Genomic DNA, 16,421 nt, shown 5'->3' on the forward strand with positions numbered 1-16,421 from the left:
TAGGGAGAGAGCGCCGGATGCAATTTGCCGTGTTGATGGGCTTCGTGTTGGCAGCGTCGTCACCGCTGCTCAACCGTTGGTTTGGGGAGCGAGCAAGCCTGCTGCTTGCGCTGTTTCCGGCGTCAATCGCTGCTTGGCTGTTTAGCCAAGCACCGCTAGTGCTGAGCAATGGGCCTCAGCTACTGGAATGGGCATGGGTGCCTTCGCTCGGGATTAGTCTCAGCTTTTTACTCGATGGCCTTTCTCTGCTATTTGGCTTGCTGATTACGGTCATTGGCACCTGTGTCCTGGTGTATACGGGGGGCTACTTAAAAGGCCACCAGGATATAGCCCGTTTTCACCTTGCCCTCGTTGCCTTTATGGTCTCTATGCTGGGGCTTGTGTTAGCCGATGGACTGCTGACGCTGTTTATTTTTTGGGAACTGACCAGCATCACCTCATACCTGCTGATTGGCTTTAACCATACCGATATTGAAGCACGCAAATCTGCTCGTCAGGGGCTTTTTGTGACGGTTGCTGGCGGCTTGGCGCTAATGGCAGGTTTGGTGCTATTGGGTATTGCCAGCGGCAGCTGGTCTTTGAGTGAGATTCTGCAGTCAGACGATGACCTGCGCCAGCATGCGCTTTATACCCCTATGCTGATCTGCTTATTGCTCGGGGCCTTTACCAAGTCTGCGCAGTTCCCGTTCCATTTCTGGCTTCCCAATGCCATGGCAGCACCAACCCCCGTCTCGGCCTACCTGCATTCTGCAACTATGGTCAAGGCGGGTATTTACCTGCTGGCACGCCTGCAGCCAGAGCTGGGTGGAACAGGAATGTGGGTCACCGTGCTCTCCGTAGTGGGGGCGACCACTATGCTCACCGGTGCCTTCTTAGCCATTCACCATACCAATATCAAGAAGCTCTTAGCGTATTCGACCATTATGGCGCTGGGTACGCTGACGATGCTGCTTGGCATTGGTTCTGACTATGCGATGACGGCCTTCGTCACCTTTTTGCTTGCGCACTCCATGTATAAAGGAGCGCTGTTTATGGTGGCGGGTATCCTCGATCATGAAACCGGCACAAAAGATGTTACCGCGATGGGCGGCTTACGGCGTGTGATGCCGGTGACTGCGGTAATTGCCTTGGTGGCAGCGCTGTCGCTGTCTGGCGTGCCGCCGCTGTTTGGCTTTATTGGTAAAGAGTTAATGCTTGAAGCGGCGTTAGGCGCTGAACGTGTTCAGCTGCTACTGGTGCTGTTTGCGTTTCTGTCAGCCATTCTGACCATTGCGGTGGCGGCGGTGATTGCGCTGCGGCCATTCTATGGTGCACGCCACGACACACCCAAAACGCCCCATGAGGCGCCATTCAGTATGCTGATCGGCCCAGGTCTATTGGCATTTGGCTCGCTCGCACTTGGCTTGGCACCCGCTATGTTGGGGGCCGATGCGCTGCTCACCTCTGCAGCAACAGCGGTGGCGGGTGAGGCACTGCCGATCTCGCTATCACTCTGGTACGGCGTCAATGTCGCGCTGATCATGTCGGTAGTAAGTTTGATCCTTGGCTTTCTCCTGTTTAAGCGCTGGGACAGCGTTCGCGGCCAGTTAGCGAGATTGGCTCCGATAATGCGCTACGGCCCGGAAGCGGGTTACGAAGGCTTGATGAATGGCATTGTGCGCTTCTCTGAATGGCAAACGCGGCTGCTGCAAAATGGCTATATGCGTAACTACATTCTGGTCATGCTGGTGGTGTTGATTGCGCTCATCGGTAACTCCATTTTGCTGCGTCATTCACCACAGCTGGCGCTCTCTCTAGACGTGCGTTTCCATGAAGTCATCGTGGTGGGCACCATGGCGATGGGGGCGCTGTTTGCCACGATTTCACGCTCGCGCTTGGGCGCTGTGGTCTCGGTAGGCATCATGGGCTTCTCTATCGCGCTGATCTTTATCCTGTTCAGCGCGCCAGATTTGGGGATTACCCAACTGCTGGTAGAAACCATGACCGTGATTCTGCTGGTGCTTGTGCTCTTTAGGCTGCCGCGTTTTTCGAACCTCTCCACCAACCTTGAACGCATTCGCGATGGTGCCGTTGCGGCCACTATGGGGGTGTTGATCTTTTTGCTGATCATGACCGCCTGGAGTATCGACCAGTTTGAGACGATCTCTACCTATATGGTGGAAAACAGTGCACCGCTCGCCTACGGCCGCAATATCGTCAACGTTATTCTGGTGGATTACCGTGCCCTCGATACGCTCGGCGAAATGTTTGTGTTGGCGTTAGCCGCGATTGGTGTGATTGCGATGCTCAAGCTGCGCCACGGGGAGACGGAAGGCAAAGCGACGGATAGCGACAAAGCCAGCATGAAGGAGCCCTACGATGGTTAAATCAGGCACGATTATTCTTAACACGGCGGCGCGTTTTCTAATGCCGCTGCAGCTGATGTTCTCTGTTTTTCTGCTGCTGCGTGGCCACGATGAGCCGGGTGGTGGCTTTATTGCCGGGCTGGTGGCGGCCGGGGCGTTCACGCTTTACCTGTTTGCTTTTGGCGTTAGCGCCACCAAAGAAGTACTGCGTATGGTCGACCCACGAGACTTGATTGGCGCAGGACTCTTTTTTGGAATGATCTCGGTGGTGCCCGCTTGGTTTATGGGGCAGCCGTTTCTTACCGCCCAGTGGTGGACCATTCCGGTGATTGATTTTAAAGCGTCGACGCCGTTGATTTTCGATATTGGGGTGTATTTGGCGGTATTGGGCTCGGTGATGGGCATGGTCATGGCGTTAATGGAGGTGGACAAGGATGAGCCTTAAGTTACCTAATCCAGTTTTAACAGGAGGGCGCCCATGGAACCGTTAATGGCACTGGCGATTGGCCTGTTATATGCCACCGCTATTTTTATGATGCTGCGCCGCTCCATCGTCAAGCTAGTCATTGGACTGCTGCTGCTGTCTAACGCTGCCAACCTACTGATTTTCACCACCGCAGGTATGACCCGTGGCGCACCGCCGTTAATTCCTGAGGGATTGATGCAGCCCTTGGGCGACGTCGCTGACCCGCTGCCTCAGGCGGTAGTGCTGACCGCCATCGTGATTGCCTTTGGCGTGTTGGCGTTTGCAGTGGTACTGATTCGCCGGGCCTACGAAATCGTTAAGGCAGATGATTTAGACAAGATGAAGGATACCGACACGTGAGGCCTGAAGTCGCACTTCCCGTTCTGTTGCCGCTGCTTTCTGGGGCTATTTCGCTGATATTTTGGCGTTCACGGCCCATGCAGCGTTTTATTGCCGTTGCCGGTAACGTTGCGCTATTTGTGGTTAGCCTGTGGCTGTTTATCGCTGTATTGGCGGATGGCTACATCACTATGCAAATGGGCGGCTGGCCCGCGCCTTTTGGTATTACGCTGGTGGCCGACATGCTCAGCGCCGTGATGATTCTGCTCACCGGGATCATCGGACTTGCGATGGGCATCTACTCCCTGGCCACCACCGGCCGTGGGCATGAGAAGTTTGGCTACTATCCGCTGATGCACCTGCTGTTGGCGGGTGTAGCGGGTGCCTTCTTAACGGGTGATATTTTCAACCTCTATGTGTGGTTTGAGGTGATGCTGGTGGCATCGTTTGCGCTGCTGATTTTGGGAGGCGAGCGGGCGCAGATGGAAGGGGCCATCAAGTATGTGACGCTGAATCTGCTGGCATCGGTGATTTTTCTCACCGCGGTAGGCCTGCTTTACGGCACGGTAGGCACGCTCAATATGGCCGATATCGCGCTGCGCATGGATGAAGCCGAACACAGCGGCATGGTCGAAGTGCTGGCGGTGATGTTTATGGTGGCCTTTGGTATCAAGGCCGCCGCGTTTCCGCTGTTTTTCTGGCTGCCTGCTTCCTACCACACGCCACCGGTGGCGGTGTCTGCGCTGTTTGCTGGGCTGTTGACCAAGGTGGGCGTGTACTCCCTGTTCCGGGTGTTTACGCTGATCTTTGACCAGACGATGGGCTATCTTCAAGACATCATGCTGTGGGGGGCTGTCTTCACGATGGTTACCGGGGTGCTGGGTGCTGCCGCGCAGTATGAATTCCGCCGTATTCTCTCGTTCCACATCGTGAGCCAGATTGGCTACATGATTTTGGGGTTGGCGCTCTACACACCGCTGGCCATTGCCGGCGGTGTGTTTGCCATCATGCACAACATCATTGTGAAGACGAACCTGTTCCTAATTAGCGGGATTACCCATCGCCTGCAGGGCACTTATCAGCTGAAAAAAATGGGCGGGTTGTATCGTGAGCGCCCGTGGCTGGCCGTAGCGTTCTTTATTAGTGCTTTCTCGCTGGCGGGTATTCCGCCGTTGTCGGGGTTCTTTGCCAAGTTTGTGCTGGTCCGCGCAGGCTTAGAGGCAGAAGCGTATGTGGCCACCGGTATTGCGCTGGCGGTTGGCTTGATGACGCTCTACTCCATGGTGAAGATCTGGAATGAGGTGTTTTGGAAGGCGCTGCCCGAGGAGAATCAGGTTCCCCAAGCGCACACACCGGCTGGGGATGATGGGCGTTTACTGAAACCCAGCCTGTGGATGATGTACTTGCCGGTTGTGGTGCTTGCCATGATGTCGCTGCTGATTGGCGTGTTTGCGGAGCCCATCATGCTGGTAATGAACCAAATTGGAGAGCAGCTAATGACGCCGTCTGGCTATATCGAGGCGGTGCTGGGTGCGTCTGCTAGCGCAGAGGCCGCTTTGCTAGACCCCATCGACATACAGGCAGAGCGCGTCGATAACAGCCTGGAGGAGAGCCCATGACCGGTGCCATTTGGAATCTGCTATTAGGATTGGCGTGGGTGCTGCTCAGCGGTGACTTCACAGGGCTAAACCTGCTGGTCGGCATGATTTTTGGCTACATTGCCCTGCTGCTTATCGAACCCCAGGTTAATGCGCTAAAAGGCTACCCCGCCCGTGTGCCGCGTATTATCGGTTTTCTCGGTTTCTTTATTAAAGAGCTGGTGCAGGCCAACCTGCGGGTGGCCTTCGATATTTTAACGCCGCCTTGGCATATGCAGCCTGGGGTGATTGCGCTGCCTCTGTCGGCACGTACCGAAATGGAAATCACTATGGTGGCGAATTTGATTTCGCTAACACCGGGAACCCTTAGCTTAGATGTCTCTGACGACCGCAAGGTGCTGTATATCCATGCGATGTTCTTAGATGATGAAGAAGAACTGCGGCGCAACTTAAAAGAGATGGAACACCGGGCACTGGAGTTATTTCGTTAATGGATACTGTGATTTTAATTAGCCAGGTGATTATGGGGTTAGCGCTGGTGCTGACGTTTGTACGTGTGGTGCGTGGCCCCAGCCTGCCAGATCGTGTTGTTGCTCTAGAGCTGTTTTCTACCACCGTCGTAGGCCTAGTGGGCGTCTATGCGATTCAGTCCGGGGTTTCCAGCTTTTTGGACGCCGCTATCGTGATTGCGCTGATGGGTTTCTTAGCCGCGATTGGTTTTGCCCGCTTTCTTGAACGAGGAGGCCCGCGGGATGATTGATGTCATTAAAGGTGCCATGCTGCTAACGGGGTCGAGCTTTATGCTATTGGCCGCCGTTGGCTTACTGCGGTTACCGGACCTGCTGACGCGTATGCATGCGACTACCAAAGCGGCGGCGCTTGGGGTGATTCTCATCATGCTGGCCTCGGCCATGCATTTTGCCGAAGTGGGCGTTGTGGCACGCTCGTTTGCCATCATCGTGTTTATTTTAATCACCGCGCCGATTGCCGCCCACGTGATTGGGCGGGCAGGCTACTTTGTAGGCTCCAGGCTTTGGAGCGGTACGGTAAAAGATGAATTACGCCCTAATTACGACCCGCTGACCCACGAGCTGAAAAGTGGCATGGAGACACAAGAAAACGCTAAGCGGCACCCGCGTAATACTGACCCCGATTAATATTAGTTATATACGTTAGTTAGTGAAAACCACCCCTAGAGGTGGTTTTTTTTATGCGCGCTGCGGCAAAATAGCGGTGTCAATTTATATACAATAATTGTACTGTATAAGATATTATGTCCATGTATTACGGCGTAGCGTGGCATGACCCGCACGTAGCGAGATTGAATAGATGAGACGTAAACAGGATTTACCGCAAAAAGACTGCGTTCAATGCCAGCGCCCATTTACTTGGCGGAAAAAATGGGCGCGCTGCTGGGACGAGGTGCGCTTCTGCAGCGAACGTTGCCGTCGCGAGGCCAAGCAGCACAGCACGCCGAGGAGGCAAGAGCATGAACAGCACGACTGATATTGTCTGGCTACAGGATAACTTGCGCGTAGCCGACAACCCTCTACTACATTTTGAGACTCCCCCCGACCAGCTACTTTGCCTCTATGTACTGGATCAGCGTTGGCTAAAAGAAGCCGTGCCTGGTGATAGCACACCCCGGCTTGGTCCGGCGCGCCTGCGCTTCTTGTGGCAAAGCCTCATGGAGCTGCGCGGCGAGCTGTTGCAGCGGGGTAGCGATCTATTGGTACGTATTGGCGACCCGGCGGACGTAGTGGTAGAAGTTGCCGCGACGCTACGCGCCCGCGAAGTGCGCGTTGCCGAGCACTCGGGGTGCGAAGAGTCGACACACATTGCCCGTGTCGCGGCGCAGCTTCCCGCTAGCTGCCAACTACACCGTGCAGATAGCGGTTACTTACTTGACGCTAGCGCGCTACCGTTTGAGCTGAGCGACCTTCCCGCAAGCTTTTCAGCGTTTCGCCGCTGTGTGGAAAAAGAGTGCGCTATTGGTGCACCTCAGCCCGCACCGGTCACTTTGCCGGGTTGGCCAGAAGGGGCCGCACGCGGATTTCCGCCGCTGAAAGCCGTATGCGAAGTGAGCGCTGCCTGGCAGCCAGACAAGCGTCAAGGATTTGTCTTTGTAGGCGGCGAGTCTGCAGCCAATGACCGCTTGCAGCACTATCTATGGCGGCAAAACGGTGCAGAGTCTTACAAGAAAACTCGTAACGGGCTGCTGGGTGCTAACTTTTCGACCCGTTTTTCACCTTGGTTAGCCCGTGGCTGTCTATCCGCTCGCCAGATTCACCAAGAAGTCAAAGCGTGGGAAGCTATCAACGGTAGCTGTGAATCCAGTTACTGGATTATTTTTGAGCTACTGTGGCGCGATTACTTCCATCGCGCCGCCCAATTAGAAGGCGTCACGCTGTTTGGTCGCGAGGAGCTGCCTCCGGCTAACGATGCATTTAATCTTTGGCGTAATGCCGAAACAGGCGTGCCGTTTATTGATGCTGCTATGCTGGAGCTTAAACGAACGGGCTGGATTTCAAACCGTGCACGACAGAACGTAGCCAGCTTTTTGGTCAAAGACCTGCAGGTGGATTGGCGTCTGGGCGCTTGGTGGTTTGAGCATTGCCTGATTGATTATGATGTGGCTAGCAATTGGGGCAACTGGCGCTATATTGCAGGCGTTGGTCGGGACCCTCGCCAGGACCGTTATTTTAACGTGCTCAAGCAGGCGGGGCATTACGACCCGAAAGGGCTGTATGTGGCGTATTGGCTGCCTGCCCTAGATTCGTTGCCTTTTGGTTTAGAACGTCACCAGCCTTGGCGCGTAGCGCCTTCTCAGTTCAAGCCTCCGTGCGTACTGCCTAGTGAATGGCAGCGCTGGTTGATTGCCGCAACAGAGTTTGAAGAAACGGACGAGTAAGGATGGTATCAACAGTCAGTCACCGTCGGTTAGCTTGGGGCCTTGGCCTTGCGGGTCTATTGCCTTTCCTGGGCGGCAGCCTTGCCGCTTGGGTGGCTCCCACCGTTTGGCAGGTCAGTGCGATTTACGGTTTTACTTATTATAGCGCCGTTATTTTGTCATTTTTGGGCGGCATTCACTGGGGGAGTGCCCTTCAGGTGCCACGTGACAACAATGCCCGGCGGCTTATCCTCGCCATGGTGCCTAGCTTAATTGCATGGCCTGCGCTGCTGTTTAGCCCGGTAACCGGGCTTTGGGTGCTGCTAGCGGGCTTTGTGCTCATGGGGGGGTACGATATTAGCCGTGAAGGTCGAGAGGGCTTTGCTACTTGGTACCTTAAGCTGCGCTGTGTGCTGACGGCTGTCGTTGCTGTTTGCCATTTGGGCGTTTTATGGCGCTTGTCCGCCTAGGGGTGGTATCTCTCCCGTTTCTAAGCCATCATCCAGCTCACGCCAAGGACTGCCGAGAGAAGATAGCTTATGTCATTCCCCCCTGTGTCATTACCCCCTATGTCATTCCCCCTTTTGTCGTTGAAGCCTAAAGCCACGTGGAGTTCGCGCTGTGGCGCTGCGTTGCCGTTTTTGTTTTTTGCCGCCACCGCGGTGGCGCTCCATAGCCCTGCTGCCTACGCCAGCCCGCAGCTAATGACTGAGGTAGACGCCCGCGCGGCTGAAGAGGTGCGTTACGCCAACTTTAACCAGTGGCTCAGTGAGTTTCGGCGCTATGCAGCGAGTCAGGGGATTAGCGAGGCGACATTAGCCGCCGCTTTTGATGGTCTGCGCTATCGTGAGCGGGTGATTGAACTCGACCGCTACCAGCCTGAGTTTGTGCGAGCGATTTGGCAGTATTTAGACAGCGCTGTGTCTTCTACGCGTATCCACAATGGCCGAGAAAAGTACGCTCAGCACCGTGAGACAGCCCAACAGATGGAGCAGCGCTACGGCGTGCCAGCAGAAGTCGTGGTGGCCATTTGGGGAGTAGAGAGTAATTACGGCAGCAATTTTGGTGACTTCTCGACGCTAGAGTCGCTTGCCACACTGGCCTATGACGGCCGTCGGCGAGATTTTGCCCGTGGTGAGCTGTTAGCCGCGCTGCGTATTATCGACCAGGGCGATATTGCCGCAGAGCAAATGAAAGGCTCTTGGGCAGGGGCGATGGGGCATACGCAATTTATTCCCAGCAGTTTTGAAGCTTATGCTGTTGATGGCGATGACGATGGGCGTCGTGACATCTGGGGCAGTATTCCCGATGTCATGGCATCGACCGCGAATTACTTGGCGAGGGCTGGGTGGCAGGCAGGTCAGCCGTGGGGAGCAGAAGTGGTGCTTCCCGCCTCGTTTGATTATGCCCAAACGGATCGTCGCAGCAGTGCTGAGTGGGCTGCCCAAGGCGTGCGCGCCGTACGTGGCGAACTGCCCTCTTTCGATAGCGCCGCGGTGATTGTACCGGCAGGCGCCAATGGCCCTGCGTTTATTGTCGGCCCGAATTTTCGCGCTATTTTGCGCTACAACAATGCCACGAGCTACGCACTGGCGGTGGCCACGCTTGCCGACGCCATCGCCGGTCGTGAGGGCATTTCGCAGTCATGGCCCAGAGATGAGGCACCTTTAACACGTGACGATGTCAGAACGCTCCAGCAGCGTTTGAACAACGCCGGTTATGCGGTAGGCACTGCCGACGGCATCATGGGGCCTAACACCCAAACTGGCCTACGCGCTTTTCAGCGAGACCAAGGGCTGGTGCCGGATGGCTTTGCCACCCAATCGTTGCTAGAACGGCTTCGTTAGCGCAGCGCTTGTTGCGCTAACTTCTCTGATCGCTACGTCAATTTCTCACCAAGGATGAGTCGCAATGGGAAAAACATTTCTAGGGGTGTTGGGTGCCAGCGTGTTATCAGGCTCCATGTTGGTCAGTGCTGCTTTAGTAAGTGATCAAGCGCACGCTGAAGATAATGTGTTTGGCTGGGTAGAAAATGCCTATATCGAGCCGTGGGGTATCGCGGTCAAAGCCAAGCTGGATAGCGGCGCGCTCACGTCGTCACTGGATGCTCGTGATATTGAGATGTTTGAAAAAGATGGCGAAGAGTGGGTGCGCTTTCGTCTAAAACTTGAAGACCAAGAGAGTGGTGAAACGTTTAGTGATCGCATTGAGCGTCCACTCTACCGCGAACAAACCGTTCGTGGTGCGGGTGGTCGTGATGAGCGCCCGGTGGTGCTGATGGATGTTTGCATGGGCGACACCGTTTACGAAGAGCAGTTTAGCCTGCGAGATCGTGAAGAGATGATTTATCCGCTGCTGCTAGGTCGGCGCACGATTAGCCACCTGGGCTTATTGGACGTGCGCAATACCTTTTTGCAAGAGCCTGGGTGCGCAGAGAACGCCTCTTACGTTCCCCACGACCCGGAAGATGATCAGTCGTAACTTTTGTTATGAATCTTTTGTTATGAACCTTTTGATAAACTTTTTTATGTACAGCCTAAAACAGTCGTGACAGCAGCGCTGTAACGGCGGTTTCGACCCGCAGGATGCGAGGGCCTAAGTGCATTCCCTCGCAGCCTGCCGCCAGTAGCTGCTCCACTTCCCATGGGATAAACCCGCCTTCAGGCCCCACTAATAATAGCGTCGGCTCATCAATTCCGCGTGGGCAAGCGTTCTCCATGCCGGGGTGTGCAACTAATCCTCTTCGCTCTGCTAGAAGTGCCGGCAGCTGTTCTTCCATAAAGGGGCGGAACCCTTTGCAGAGAGTGACGTTGGGCAACTGTGTATCTCGCGCTTGCTCTAACCCAAGCACTAGGTGTTGATGGATTTTTTCAGCTCGAAGTTCGGGTGACTGCCAGTAACTTTTTTCAACTCGCTTGGTGTGTAGCAGCGTTATCTCTTTCACCCCTAAAGCAGTGACGTGCTCTAGGGTGCGTGCCAGCATGCGTGGGCGTGGCAGCGCCAACACCAGATGCACAGGAAGGGCTGGCGGCGGCGGTTCGTTGATATCTTCCAACGTAAACAGGGCCTGTGTGCTGTTGAGCTCCGTTAGCGTGGCCTTGCCCATGGCACTGCCTTGAATACCCACCGTTAAGCGATCGCCTTCGTTGGCCCGGTGCACCTCATGCAGGTGAGTCAACCGGCGCTGGTCCGTAATACGGGCTTGGTGACCGTCAATCTCGCTCGGATCTAACAGAATCAAATTCATATTCGTCGTCTATTGGTCATAGGAAAGGCGTGTTTAACGTCACTAATCCGTTAAGCTGGCTTGCATGGGCGCGTGTTGCAGGCACAATAGCAGCAACGGCGACAAAAGCCTCTATCGCGTTTAAGGAGATGCGCTGTGCGCGTAATTCGTAAATATGCCAACCGCAGGTTGTACGACACTCAACAGAGTCGCTATGTCACTCTTGAGGATTTGCGGTGTTTAATCATTGAAGAAGAGCCCTTTCGCGTTGAAGACGCCAAAAGCGGCGAAGACCTGACGCGCACCATTTTGCTGTCGATTATTATTGAACAAGAGCAGGCGGATAGTGAAGCCGAAGTGTTCTCGAACGACCTGCTGGCTCAGTTGATCCGTGTGTACGATATGTCCTCACCACTGCCGCTGGCGCGCTACTTAGAGCAAGGCACCCAGCTCATGTTAGAGCAGCAAAAGCGGATGCAGTCTCAATGGCAGCAGGCGATACGTCACTCGCCCATGGAGTTTATGCGCGAGCTGGCCGAGGAGAATATGCGCTTTTGGCAAAATGCCCTCAATCAGCCTACTCAATCGGATGACGAGGATAAGACGGATAAAAGCTCCTAACGCCACGTTGTGACATGTGTTGTGGCATAATGCCGCCCATCGACGCTCTCCCGTTTGAGAAGGAAACCCATGAAAGTTTTGATGATCGGTGGCGGTGGCCGCGAACATGCGCTTGCTTGGAAGCTGGCGCAATCTAATGACGTACAACAGGTGTTTGTGGCGCCAGGTAACGCGGGTACGGCCACAGAGCCTAAGCTGACTAACGTCGCAATTAATGCGACCGACTTGGATGCCTTGGTGGCGTTTGCCCAGCAAGAGCAGATTGCGCTAACCGTAGTGGGCCCCGAAGCGCCGCTGGTGGAAGGCGTGGTTGATCAATTCCAAGCGGCAGGCCTCACCATTTTTGGCCCTAGCCAGCGCGCGGCGCAGCTAGAAGGCTCGAAATCGTTCACCAAAGACTTTCTGGCGCGTCATCGCATCCCTACCGCCGATTACCAAACCTTTACGGAGGTCGCGCCAGCGCTGGCCTATTTAGCCGATATGGGCGCGCCCATTGTGATTAAAGCCGATGGCTTAGCGGCAGGTAAGGGCGTGATTGTGGCCATGAGTGAAGCAGAAGCCGAAGCGGCGATTCGCGATATGCTGGAAGCCAACGCCTTCGGCGATGCAGGCGCTCGAGTGGTCATCGAAGAGTTCTTGGAAGGCGAAGAAGCCAGCTTCATCGTTATGGTGGATGGCGAAAATGTCGTTCCCATGGCGACCAGCCAGGATCATAAACGCGCCTACGATGGCGATACTGGCCCGAATACCGGTGGCATGGGGGCATACTCCCCAGCGCCTGTCGTGACGCCAGAAGTAGATGCTCGCATTATGGAGCAGGTGATTCTGCCAACAGTGCGCGGTATGGCGGCAGAGGGCAACGACTACACCGGCTTCCTGTATGCCGGGCTAATGATTGACCCGCAAGGCAACCCCAAAGTGATTGAGTACAACTGCCGCTTTGGTGACCCGGAAACCCAGCCGATTATGATGCGCCTTACCTCTGATTTAGCGGCACTGTGTTTAGCGGGTGCTAAGGGAGAGTTGGCCGGTAAACAGTGCGAGTGGGATAGTCGTGCGGCAGTGGGTGTCGTGTTGGCCGCCGGCGGTTATCCAGGCAGCTATCGCAAGGGTGATGTGATTCACGGCTTGGTGGATGCCGAGCATGCGCAGTGCAAAGTCTTCCATGCGGGAACGGCACTCAACGCTGAAGGTGATATCACCACCGCCGGTGGGCGCGTGCTATGTGTCACAGCGTTGGGCGATACCGTTTCCGCTGCACAGCAGCAGGCGTATCAAGGGGTCAAAGCCATTCATTGGGACGGCGTCGAGTTCCGTCGCGATATCGCGTTCCGCGCGATGGCGCGGGAGCAGTAGTCGCTAACCGCCTATCTAGGCGATACCGTCACCCGACAAGGAGTTGAAGTATGGAGCGTATTGCGTTGGAGTTTCCCTCTTCGGCGGTGATCCATCGACATCCGTTAACGGTTCGGGTGACGGATATGAACTACGGTCGCCATTTGGGGCACGATGCACTGGTCTCATTGCTCCATGAGGCCAGGTCGCATGCGCTTTCCTCCCTGGGCCTGCCGGAGTGGGACATGCAGGGTTACCCTAGCGTTGTTGTGGATCTGGCAGTCCAGTACCAGCAGGAAGCACGTTTCCCCGATGCGTTGGTGATTGAAACCGCCGTACCGACACCCGAAGGTAAGGCGTTGACGGTATATCAGCGGATTACAAAAGCGAAATCGGGGCAGGTCGTGGCGACTGCTAGGGTGAATAAGCTGCTGTTAGATTTATCCTCCGGCCGACCCGTGGCCATTCCCGATGCATTGAAACAAACGCTTGCTGATGCAAGGGAGGGGTAATGTCCCGAGAATATCCCATCATTGCCGTGACAGGCTCGTCAGGTGCGGGTACCACTACCGTGCGGCGCAGCTTCGAGCGTATGTTTCTGCGTGAAGATGTGCATGCAGCGATGGTCGATGGCGATGCCTTCCACCGCTACACGCGTGATGATTTAAAGCGGATGTTCCGTGAAGAGCCTGAGCGCAAGGATGAGCTATCTCATTTTGCCGTTGAGGCGAACCTGCTTGATCGCTTGGAAGGGCTGTTTATCGAGTATGGCGAGCATGGCACCGGTACTTTTCGCCACTATATTCACGCGGAAGATAAGCAAAAAATTGAAGCTGGTTATCGGGTGGGGACGTTCACCGAATGGCAGTCGCTGCCTTGCGGCACCGACCTGCTATTTTACGAAGGGCTGCATGGTGGGCTAGTCACTCAGGAGTATGATATTGCACGCCATGTTGATCTGCTGGTAGGCGTTGCGCCGACGATGAATCTGGAGTGGATTCAAAAGATCGACAGGGACACCAAGCTGCGCGGCTACTCTCAGGAAGCGGTCATCGACACCATTTTGGGGCGAATGGATGACTATGTGCGCTATATCCAGCCACAGTTCTCCAGAACCCATATCAACTTCCAGCGGGTGCCTACGGTCGATACATCTAACCCCTTTGAAGTGCAGGATATCCCGACCGATGCTGAGTCGTTTGTAGTGATTCGTTTCCGGGACCCGTCAACGGTAGATTTCCCTTGGCTGCTGGCGATGATTAAAGACTCTTTTATGACACGCCCGCATACCTTGGTGGTACCAGGGGCGCGTATGTCGCTAGCCATGGAGCTTATTTTGGCTCCGCTGGTTCGTCATTTGCTGTCGCAGCGCCGTTTTCGCTAACGGGTAAGCGGGCTATCTTATTTAATAATAAACGTGCTGAATGATAAATGCGCCAACCTAGGAGGCTGTCATGGAGTGTCTGTTCTGCAAAATTATTAACCGCGAGATTCCTGCGGATATCGTCTTTGAAGATGAACATGTACTGGCGTTTAACGACATTAGCCCTCAAGCGCCGACGCATCAGCTTATTATTCCCAAAAAGCACATCCCAACGTTGAACGATATTGCTGCCGACGATTTAGCCCTGGTGGGCCGCTTGCAGCATACCGCCGCACAGCTAGCTAAACAGCAAGGCTTTGCAGAAGACGGCTATCGGGTGGTGATGAACTGTAACGAAATGGGCGGGCAGACCGTTTACCATATCCATATGCATCTGCTGGGTGGGCGTGAATTTACCTGGCCTGCTGGCTAAGCAATTTTTTAGTACACAAAAAAGCCCTGCGACGGCAACGTCAGCAGGGCTTTTCGCTGTATAGCGCCTACTAATTTAGGCGTCGATACGTTTGTACTTCATGCGCTTCGGCGTGTCGTTACCGACGCGTTTCTTGTGATCTTCTTCGTATTCGGTGTAGTTGCCGTCGAAGAATACCACTTCTGAATCGCCCTCAAACGCCAGAATATGGGTCGCAATACGATCCAGGAACCAGCGGTCGTGTGAGATCACCATGGCACAGCCGGGGAAGGCAAGTAGGGCTTCTTCCAGGGCGCGCAGGGTTTCGATATCCAGGTCGTTGGAAGGTTCGTCCAACAGCAACACGTTAGCCCCTTGTTTTAGGGTTTGTGCAAGCTGTAGGCGACCACGCTCACCACCGGAAAGCTCATCCAGACGCTTTTGCTGGTCGTTGCCTTTGAAGTTGAAGCGACCAACGTAAGCGCGCGAGGAGACTTCATAGCCGTTGATATTGAGAATGTCTTTGCCGTCTGACACGGCTTCCCAGACCGTTTGCTTATCGTCTAGTGCGTCACGCAGCTGTTCAACGTAGGCGATATCAACGGTTTCGCCAATCACCACCTCACCGGCATCCGGCTGCTCTTTGCCCGTTACCAGCTTAAACAGCGTTGATTTACCGGCACCGTTACCGCCCACAATACCTACAATTGCCCCTTGGGGAATGGTAAAGGAGAGGTCCTGATAGAGCAGCTTGTCATCAAAGCGCTTAGTAACGTTATGGAACTCAATCACTTTATCGCCAAGGCGCGGGCCAGGCGGAATGTAGATCTCGTTGGTCTCGTTACGCTTCTGGAAGTCGCCAGACTGCATCTCTTCAAAGCGGTTAAGGCGCGCTTTGCTTTTCGCTTGACGGCCTTTTGCGTTGCTGCGCACCCACTCAAGCTCTTGCTTGATGGCTTTCTGACGGGTCGCTTCTTGCTTCGCTTCCTGGTTCAGGCGCTGCTCTTTTTGTTCCAACCACTGGGAGTAGTTGCCTTCAAACGGAATGCCCTGGCCACGGTCCAGCTCAAGAATCCAGCCAGCAACGTTATCCAAGAAGTAACGGTCGTGGGTAATCGCAACCACGGTGCCGTTGTAGTCGTGCAGGAAGCGTTCTAGCCACGCGACCGATTCAGCGTCCAAGTGGTTGGTCGGCTCGTCAAGCAGCAGCATGTCAGGGCTTGAGAGCAGCAGGCGGCAAAGCGCCACACGGCGGCGTTCGCCACCTGAAAGATTACCTACTTTGGCATCCCAGGCTGGAAGTCGCAGCGCCTCAGCAGCGACTTCCAGCTTACGCTCAATGTTGTGGGCGTCGGCGGCTTCGATAATGTTCTCAAGCCGCGCTTGCTCGCTGGCCAGGGCGTCAAAATCAGCATCAGGTTCGGCATAGGCGGCGTATACTCCGTCCAGCTTCTCCTGCGCTTCTTTAATGGCTCCTAGTGCCTCTTCCACGGTATCTCGGACGTTTTTTTCGTCGTCCAGCTGTGGCTCTTGGGGCAGGTAGCCCACATTGATGCCGGGCATCGGACGAGCTTCACCTTCAAACTCTTTATCGACACCGGCCATAATGCGCAGCAGCGTGGATTTACCAGCACCGTTTAAACCCAGTACGCCAATCTTGGCGCCAGGAAAGAACGATAGCGAGATATCCTTGAGAATTTGCTTTTTGGGAGGCACTACTTTGCCAACCCGATTCATGGTGAATACGTAAGATCCTGTTGAACCTGTTTTGTTACCTTTTGACAATTTTCATACCTCTATGTGGCTGTTATCTATAAGATAGTTAG

At 54.8% G+C, this 16,421-nt stretch carries 19 protein-coding genes; 17 read left to right on the forward strand and 2 right to left on the reverse strand.

The genetic code is table 11. The features are described 5' to 3' along the window. Positions 1-17: 17 nt before the first annotated feature. From R0J87_RS10825 to rloA3, 12 genes are all read left to right on the forward strand, one after another. The gene (locus R0J87_RS10825; protein WP_498886091.1) at positions 18-2,366 is read left to right on the forward strand and encodes a putative monovalent cation/H+ antiporter subunit A; all 2,349 of its coding nucleotides are present in this window, start codon (positions 18-20) and stop codon (positions 2,364-2,366) included. Continuing rightward, on the forward strand, positions 2,359-2,790 hold the full coding sequence (locus tag R0J87_RS10830; RefSeq protein ID WP_044628498.1) for a Na+/H+ antiporter subunit B: 432 nt from the start codon (positions 2,359-2,361) through the stop codon (positions 2,788-2,790). The genes R0J87_RS10825 and R0J87_RS10830 overlap by 8 nt, the downstream gene beginning before the upstream one ends. A 33-nt stretch (positions 2,791-2,823) precedes the next feature. Next, a complete protein-coding gene (locus R0J87_RS10835; RefSeq protein ID WP_404342668.1) occupies positions 2,824-3,171 on the forward strand; it encodes a Na+/H+ antiporter subunit C in 348 nt (115 codons plus the stop codon). Further along, positions 3,168-4,769, forward strand: coding sequence for a Na+/H+ antiporter subunit D (locus tag R0J87_RS10840; protein ID WP_498886093.1), 1,602 nt, complete (start codon positions 3,168-3,170; stop codon positions 4,767-4,769). The genes R0J87_RS10835 and R0J87_RS10840 overlap by 4 nt, the downstream gene beginning before the upstream one ends. Further along, complete coding sequence (locus R0J87_RS10845) at positions 4,766-5,239, forward strand: Na+/H+ antiporter subunit E (RefSeq protein ID WP_498886094.1); 474 nt, start codon at positions 4,766-4,768, stop codon at positions 5,237-5,239. The genes R0J87_RS10840 and R0J87_RS10845 overlap by 4 nt, the downstream gene beginning before the upstream one ends. Next, a complete protein-coding gene (locus R0J87_RS10850; RefSeq protein ID WP_188639378.1) occupies positions 5,239-5,508 on the forward strand; it encodes an MrpF/PhaF family protein in 270 nt (89 codons plus the stop codon). Before R0J87_RS10845 ends, R0J87_RS10850 begins: the two co-directional genes overlap by 1 nt. Next, positions 5,501-5,905 (forward strand): monovalent cation/H(+) antiporter subunit G, encoded by a 405-nt coding sequence (gene mnhG, locus R0J87_RS10855; protein ID WP_044628503.1) that lies wholly within the window; start codon positions 5,501-5,503, stop codon positions 5,903-5,905. Before R0J87_RS10850 ends, mnhG begins: the two co-directional genes overlap by 8 nt. Before the next feature lie 172 nt (positions 5,906-6,077). Continuing rightward, on the forward strand, positions 6,078-6,254 hold the full coding sequence (locus tag R0J87_RS10860; RefSeq protein WP_083025732.1) for a DUF2256 domain-containing protein: 177 nt from the start codon (positions 6,078-6,080) through the stop codon (positions 6,252-6,254). After that, entirely contained in the window at positions 6,238-7,659 is a 1,422-nt protein-coding gene (locus tag R0J87_RS10865; RefSeq protein ID WP_498886097.1) for a DASH family cryptochrome, read from the forward strand. Before R0J87_RS10860 ends, R0J87_RS10865 begins: the two co-directional genes overlap by 17 nt. A 2-nt stretch (positions 7,660-7,661) precedes the next feature. Further along, positions 7,662-8,108 (forward strand): DUF3429 domain-containing protein, encoded by a 447-nt coding sequence (locus tag R0J87_RS10870; protein ID WP_498886098.1) that lies wholly within the window; start codon positions 7,662-7,664, stop codon positions 8,106-8,108. A 99-nt stretch (positions 8,109-8,207) separates the two neighbouring features. Continuing rightward, entirely contained in the window at positions 8,208-9,485 is a 1,278-nt protein-coding gene (locus R0J87_RS10875) for a lytic murein transglycosylase (protein WP_498886157.1), read from the forward strand. 64 nt (positions 9,486-9,549) lie between these two features. Beyond that, positions 9,550-10,119: a retropepsin-like aspartic peptidase RloA3 gene (rloA3, locus tag R0J87_RS10880; RefSeq protein WP_498886100.1), complete on the forward strand. Its 570-nt coding sequence runs from the start codon at positions 9,550-9,552 to the stop codon at positions 10,117-10,119. Between the two features lie 55 nt (positions 10,120-10,174). Here the strand turns inward: rloA3 and R0J87_RS10885 are convergent, their stop codons facing one another. Continuing rightward, positions 10,175-10,885 (reverse strand): 16S rRNA (uracil(1498)-N(3))-methyltransferase, encoded by a 711-nt coding sequence (locus tag R0J87_RS10885; protein WP_498886101.1) that lies wholly within the window; start codon positions 10,883-10,885, stop codon positions 10,175-10,177. A 135-nt stretch (positions 10,886-11,020) separates the two neighbouring features. On the opposite strand from R0J87_RS10885, the gene phaR reads away from it, so the two are divergent. The 5 genes from phaR (at position 11,021) to R0J87_RS10910 (ending at position 14,616) form a co-directional block, all read left to right on the forward strand. Further along, positions 11,021-11,485: a polyhydroxyalkanoate synthesis repressor PhaR gene (gene phaR, locus R0J87_RS10890; RefSeq protein WP_404342651.1), complete on the forward strand. Its 465-nt coding sequence runs from the start codon at positions 11,021-11,023 to the stop codon at positions 11,483-11,485. A 69-nt stretch (positions 11,486-11,554) separates the two neighbouring features. Continuing rightward, on the forward strand, positions 11,555-12,841 hold the full coding sequence (gene purD / locus R0J87_RS10895) for a phosphoribosylamine--glycine ligase (protein WP_498886104.1): 1,287 nt from the start codon (positions 11,555-11,557) through the stop codon (positions 12,839-12,841). A gap of 50 nt (positions 12,842-12,891) precedes the next feature. Further along, entirely contained in the window at positions 12,892-13,332 is a 441-nt protein-coding gene (locus tag R0J87_RS10900; protein WP_498886105.1) for an acyl-CoA thioesterase, read from the forward strand. Continuing rightward, complete coding sequence (locus R0J87_RS10905) at positions 13,332-14,204, forward strand: phosphoribulokinase (protein ID WP_188639388.1); 873 nt, start codon at positions 13,332-13,334, stop codon at positions 14,202-14,204. The genes R0J87_RS10900 and R0J87_RS10905 overlap by 1 nt, the downstream gene beginning before the upstream one ends. A 70-nt stretch (positions 14,205-14,274) precedes the next feature. Beyond that, on the forward strand, positions 14,275-14,616 hold the full coding sequence (locus R0J87_RS10910; RefSeq protein WP_404342645.1) for a histidine triad nucleotide-binding protein: 342 nt from the start codon (positions 14,275-14,277) through the stop codon (positions 14,614-14,616). A gap of 75 nt (positions 14,617-14,691) precedes the next feature. On the opposite strand, the gene ettA is transcribed toward R0J87_RS10910, so the two are convergent. Beyond that, positions 14,692-16,380 carry an energy-dependent translational throttle protein EttA gene (gene ettA, locus R0J87_RS10915; RefSeq protein ID WP_498886107.1) on the reverse strand — a complete coding sequence of 563 codons (1,689 nt, stop codon included), beginning with the start codon at positions 16,378-16,380 and terminating at the stop codon, positions 14,692-14,694. Positions 16,381-16,421: the final 41 nt, after the last annotated feature.

Origin of the sequence: Halomonas sp. SIMBA_159, assembly GCF_046536035.1 — a bacterium.
Lineage (GTDB): Bacteria > Pseudomonadota > Gammaproteobacteria > Pseudomonadales > Halomonadaceae > Vreelandella > Vreelandella venusta_A.

Bases quoted from the DNA above. Each gene is read 5' to 3' on its own strand.
- R0J87_RS10825 (WP_498886091.1), top strand. From the start codon at position 18: ATGCAATTTGCCGTGTTGATGGGCTTCGTGTTGGCAGCGTCGTCACCG.
- R0J87_RS10830 (WP_044628498.1), top strand. From the start codon at position 2,359: ATGGTTAAATCAGGCACGATTATTCTTAACACGGCGGCGCGTTTTCTA.
- R0J87_RS10835 (WP_404342668.1), top strand. From the start codon at position 2,824: ATGGAACCGTTAATGGCACTGGCGATTGGCCTGTTATATGCCACCGCT.
- R0J87_RS10845 (WP_498886094.1), top strand. From the start codon at position 4,766: ATGACCGGTGCCATTTGGAATCTGCTATTAGGATTGGCGTGGGTGCTG.
- R0J87_RS10850 (WP_188639378.1), top strand. From the start codon at position 5,239: ATGGATACTGTGATTTTAATTAGCCAGGTGATTATGGGGTTAGCGCTG.
- mnhG (WP_044628503.1), top strand. From the start codon at position 5,501: ATGATTGATGTCATTAAAGGTGCCATGCTGCTAACGGGGTCGAGCTTT.
- R0J87_RS10860 (WP_083025732.1), top strand. From the start codon at position 6,078: ATGAGACGTAAACAGGATTTACCGCAAAAAGACTGCGTTCAATGCCAG.
- R0J87_RS10865 (WP_498886097.1), top strand. From the start codon at position 6,238: ATGAACAGCACGACTGATATTGTCTGGCTACAGGATAACTTGCGCGTA.
- R0J87_RS10870 (WP_498886098.1), top strand. From the start codon at position 7,662: ATGGTATCAACAGTCAGTCACCGTCGGTTAGCTTGGGGCCTTGGCCTT.
- R0J87_RS10875 (WP_498886157.1), top strand. From the start codon at position 8,208: ATGTCATTCCCCCTTTTGTCGTTGAAGCCTAAAGCCACGTGGAGTTCG.
- rloA3 (WP_498886100.1), top strand. From the start codon at position 9,550: ATGGGAAAAACATTTCTAGGGGTGTTGGGTGCCAGCGTGTTATCAGGC.
- R0J87_RS10885 (WP_498886101.1), bottom strand. From the start codon at position 10,885: ATGAATTTGATTCTGTTAGATCCGAGCGAGATTGACGGTCACCAAGCC.
- purD (WP_498886104.1), top strand. From the start codon at position 11,555: ATGAAAGTTTTGATGATCGGTGGCGGTGGCCGCGAACATGCGCTTGCT.
- R0J87_RS10900 (WP_498886105.1), top strand. From the start codon at position 12,892: ATGGAGCGTATTGCGTTGGAGTTTCCCTCTTCGGCGGTGATCCATCGA.
- R0J87_RS10905 (WP_188639388.1), top strand. From the start codon at position 13,332: ATGTCCCGAGAATATCCCATCATTGCCGTGACAGGCTCGTCAGGTGCG.
- R0J87_RS10910 (WP_404342645.1), top strand. From the start codon at position 14,275: ATGGAGTGTCTGTTCTGCAAAATTATTAACCGCGAGATTCCTGCGGAT.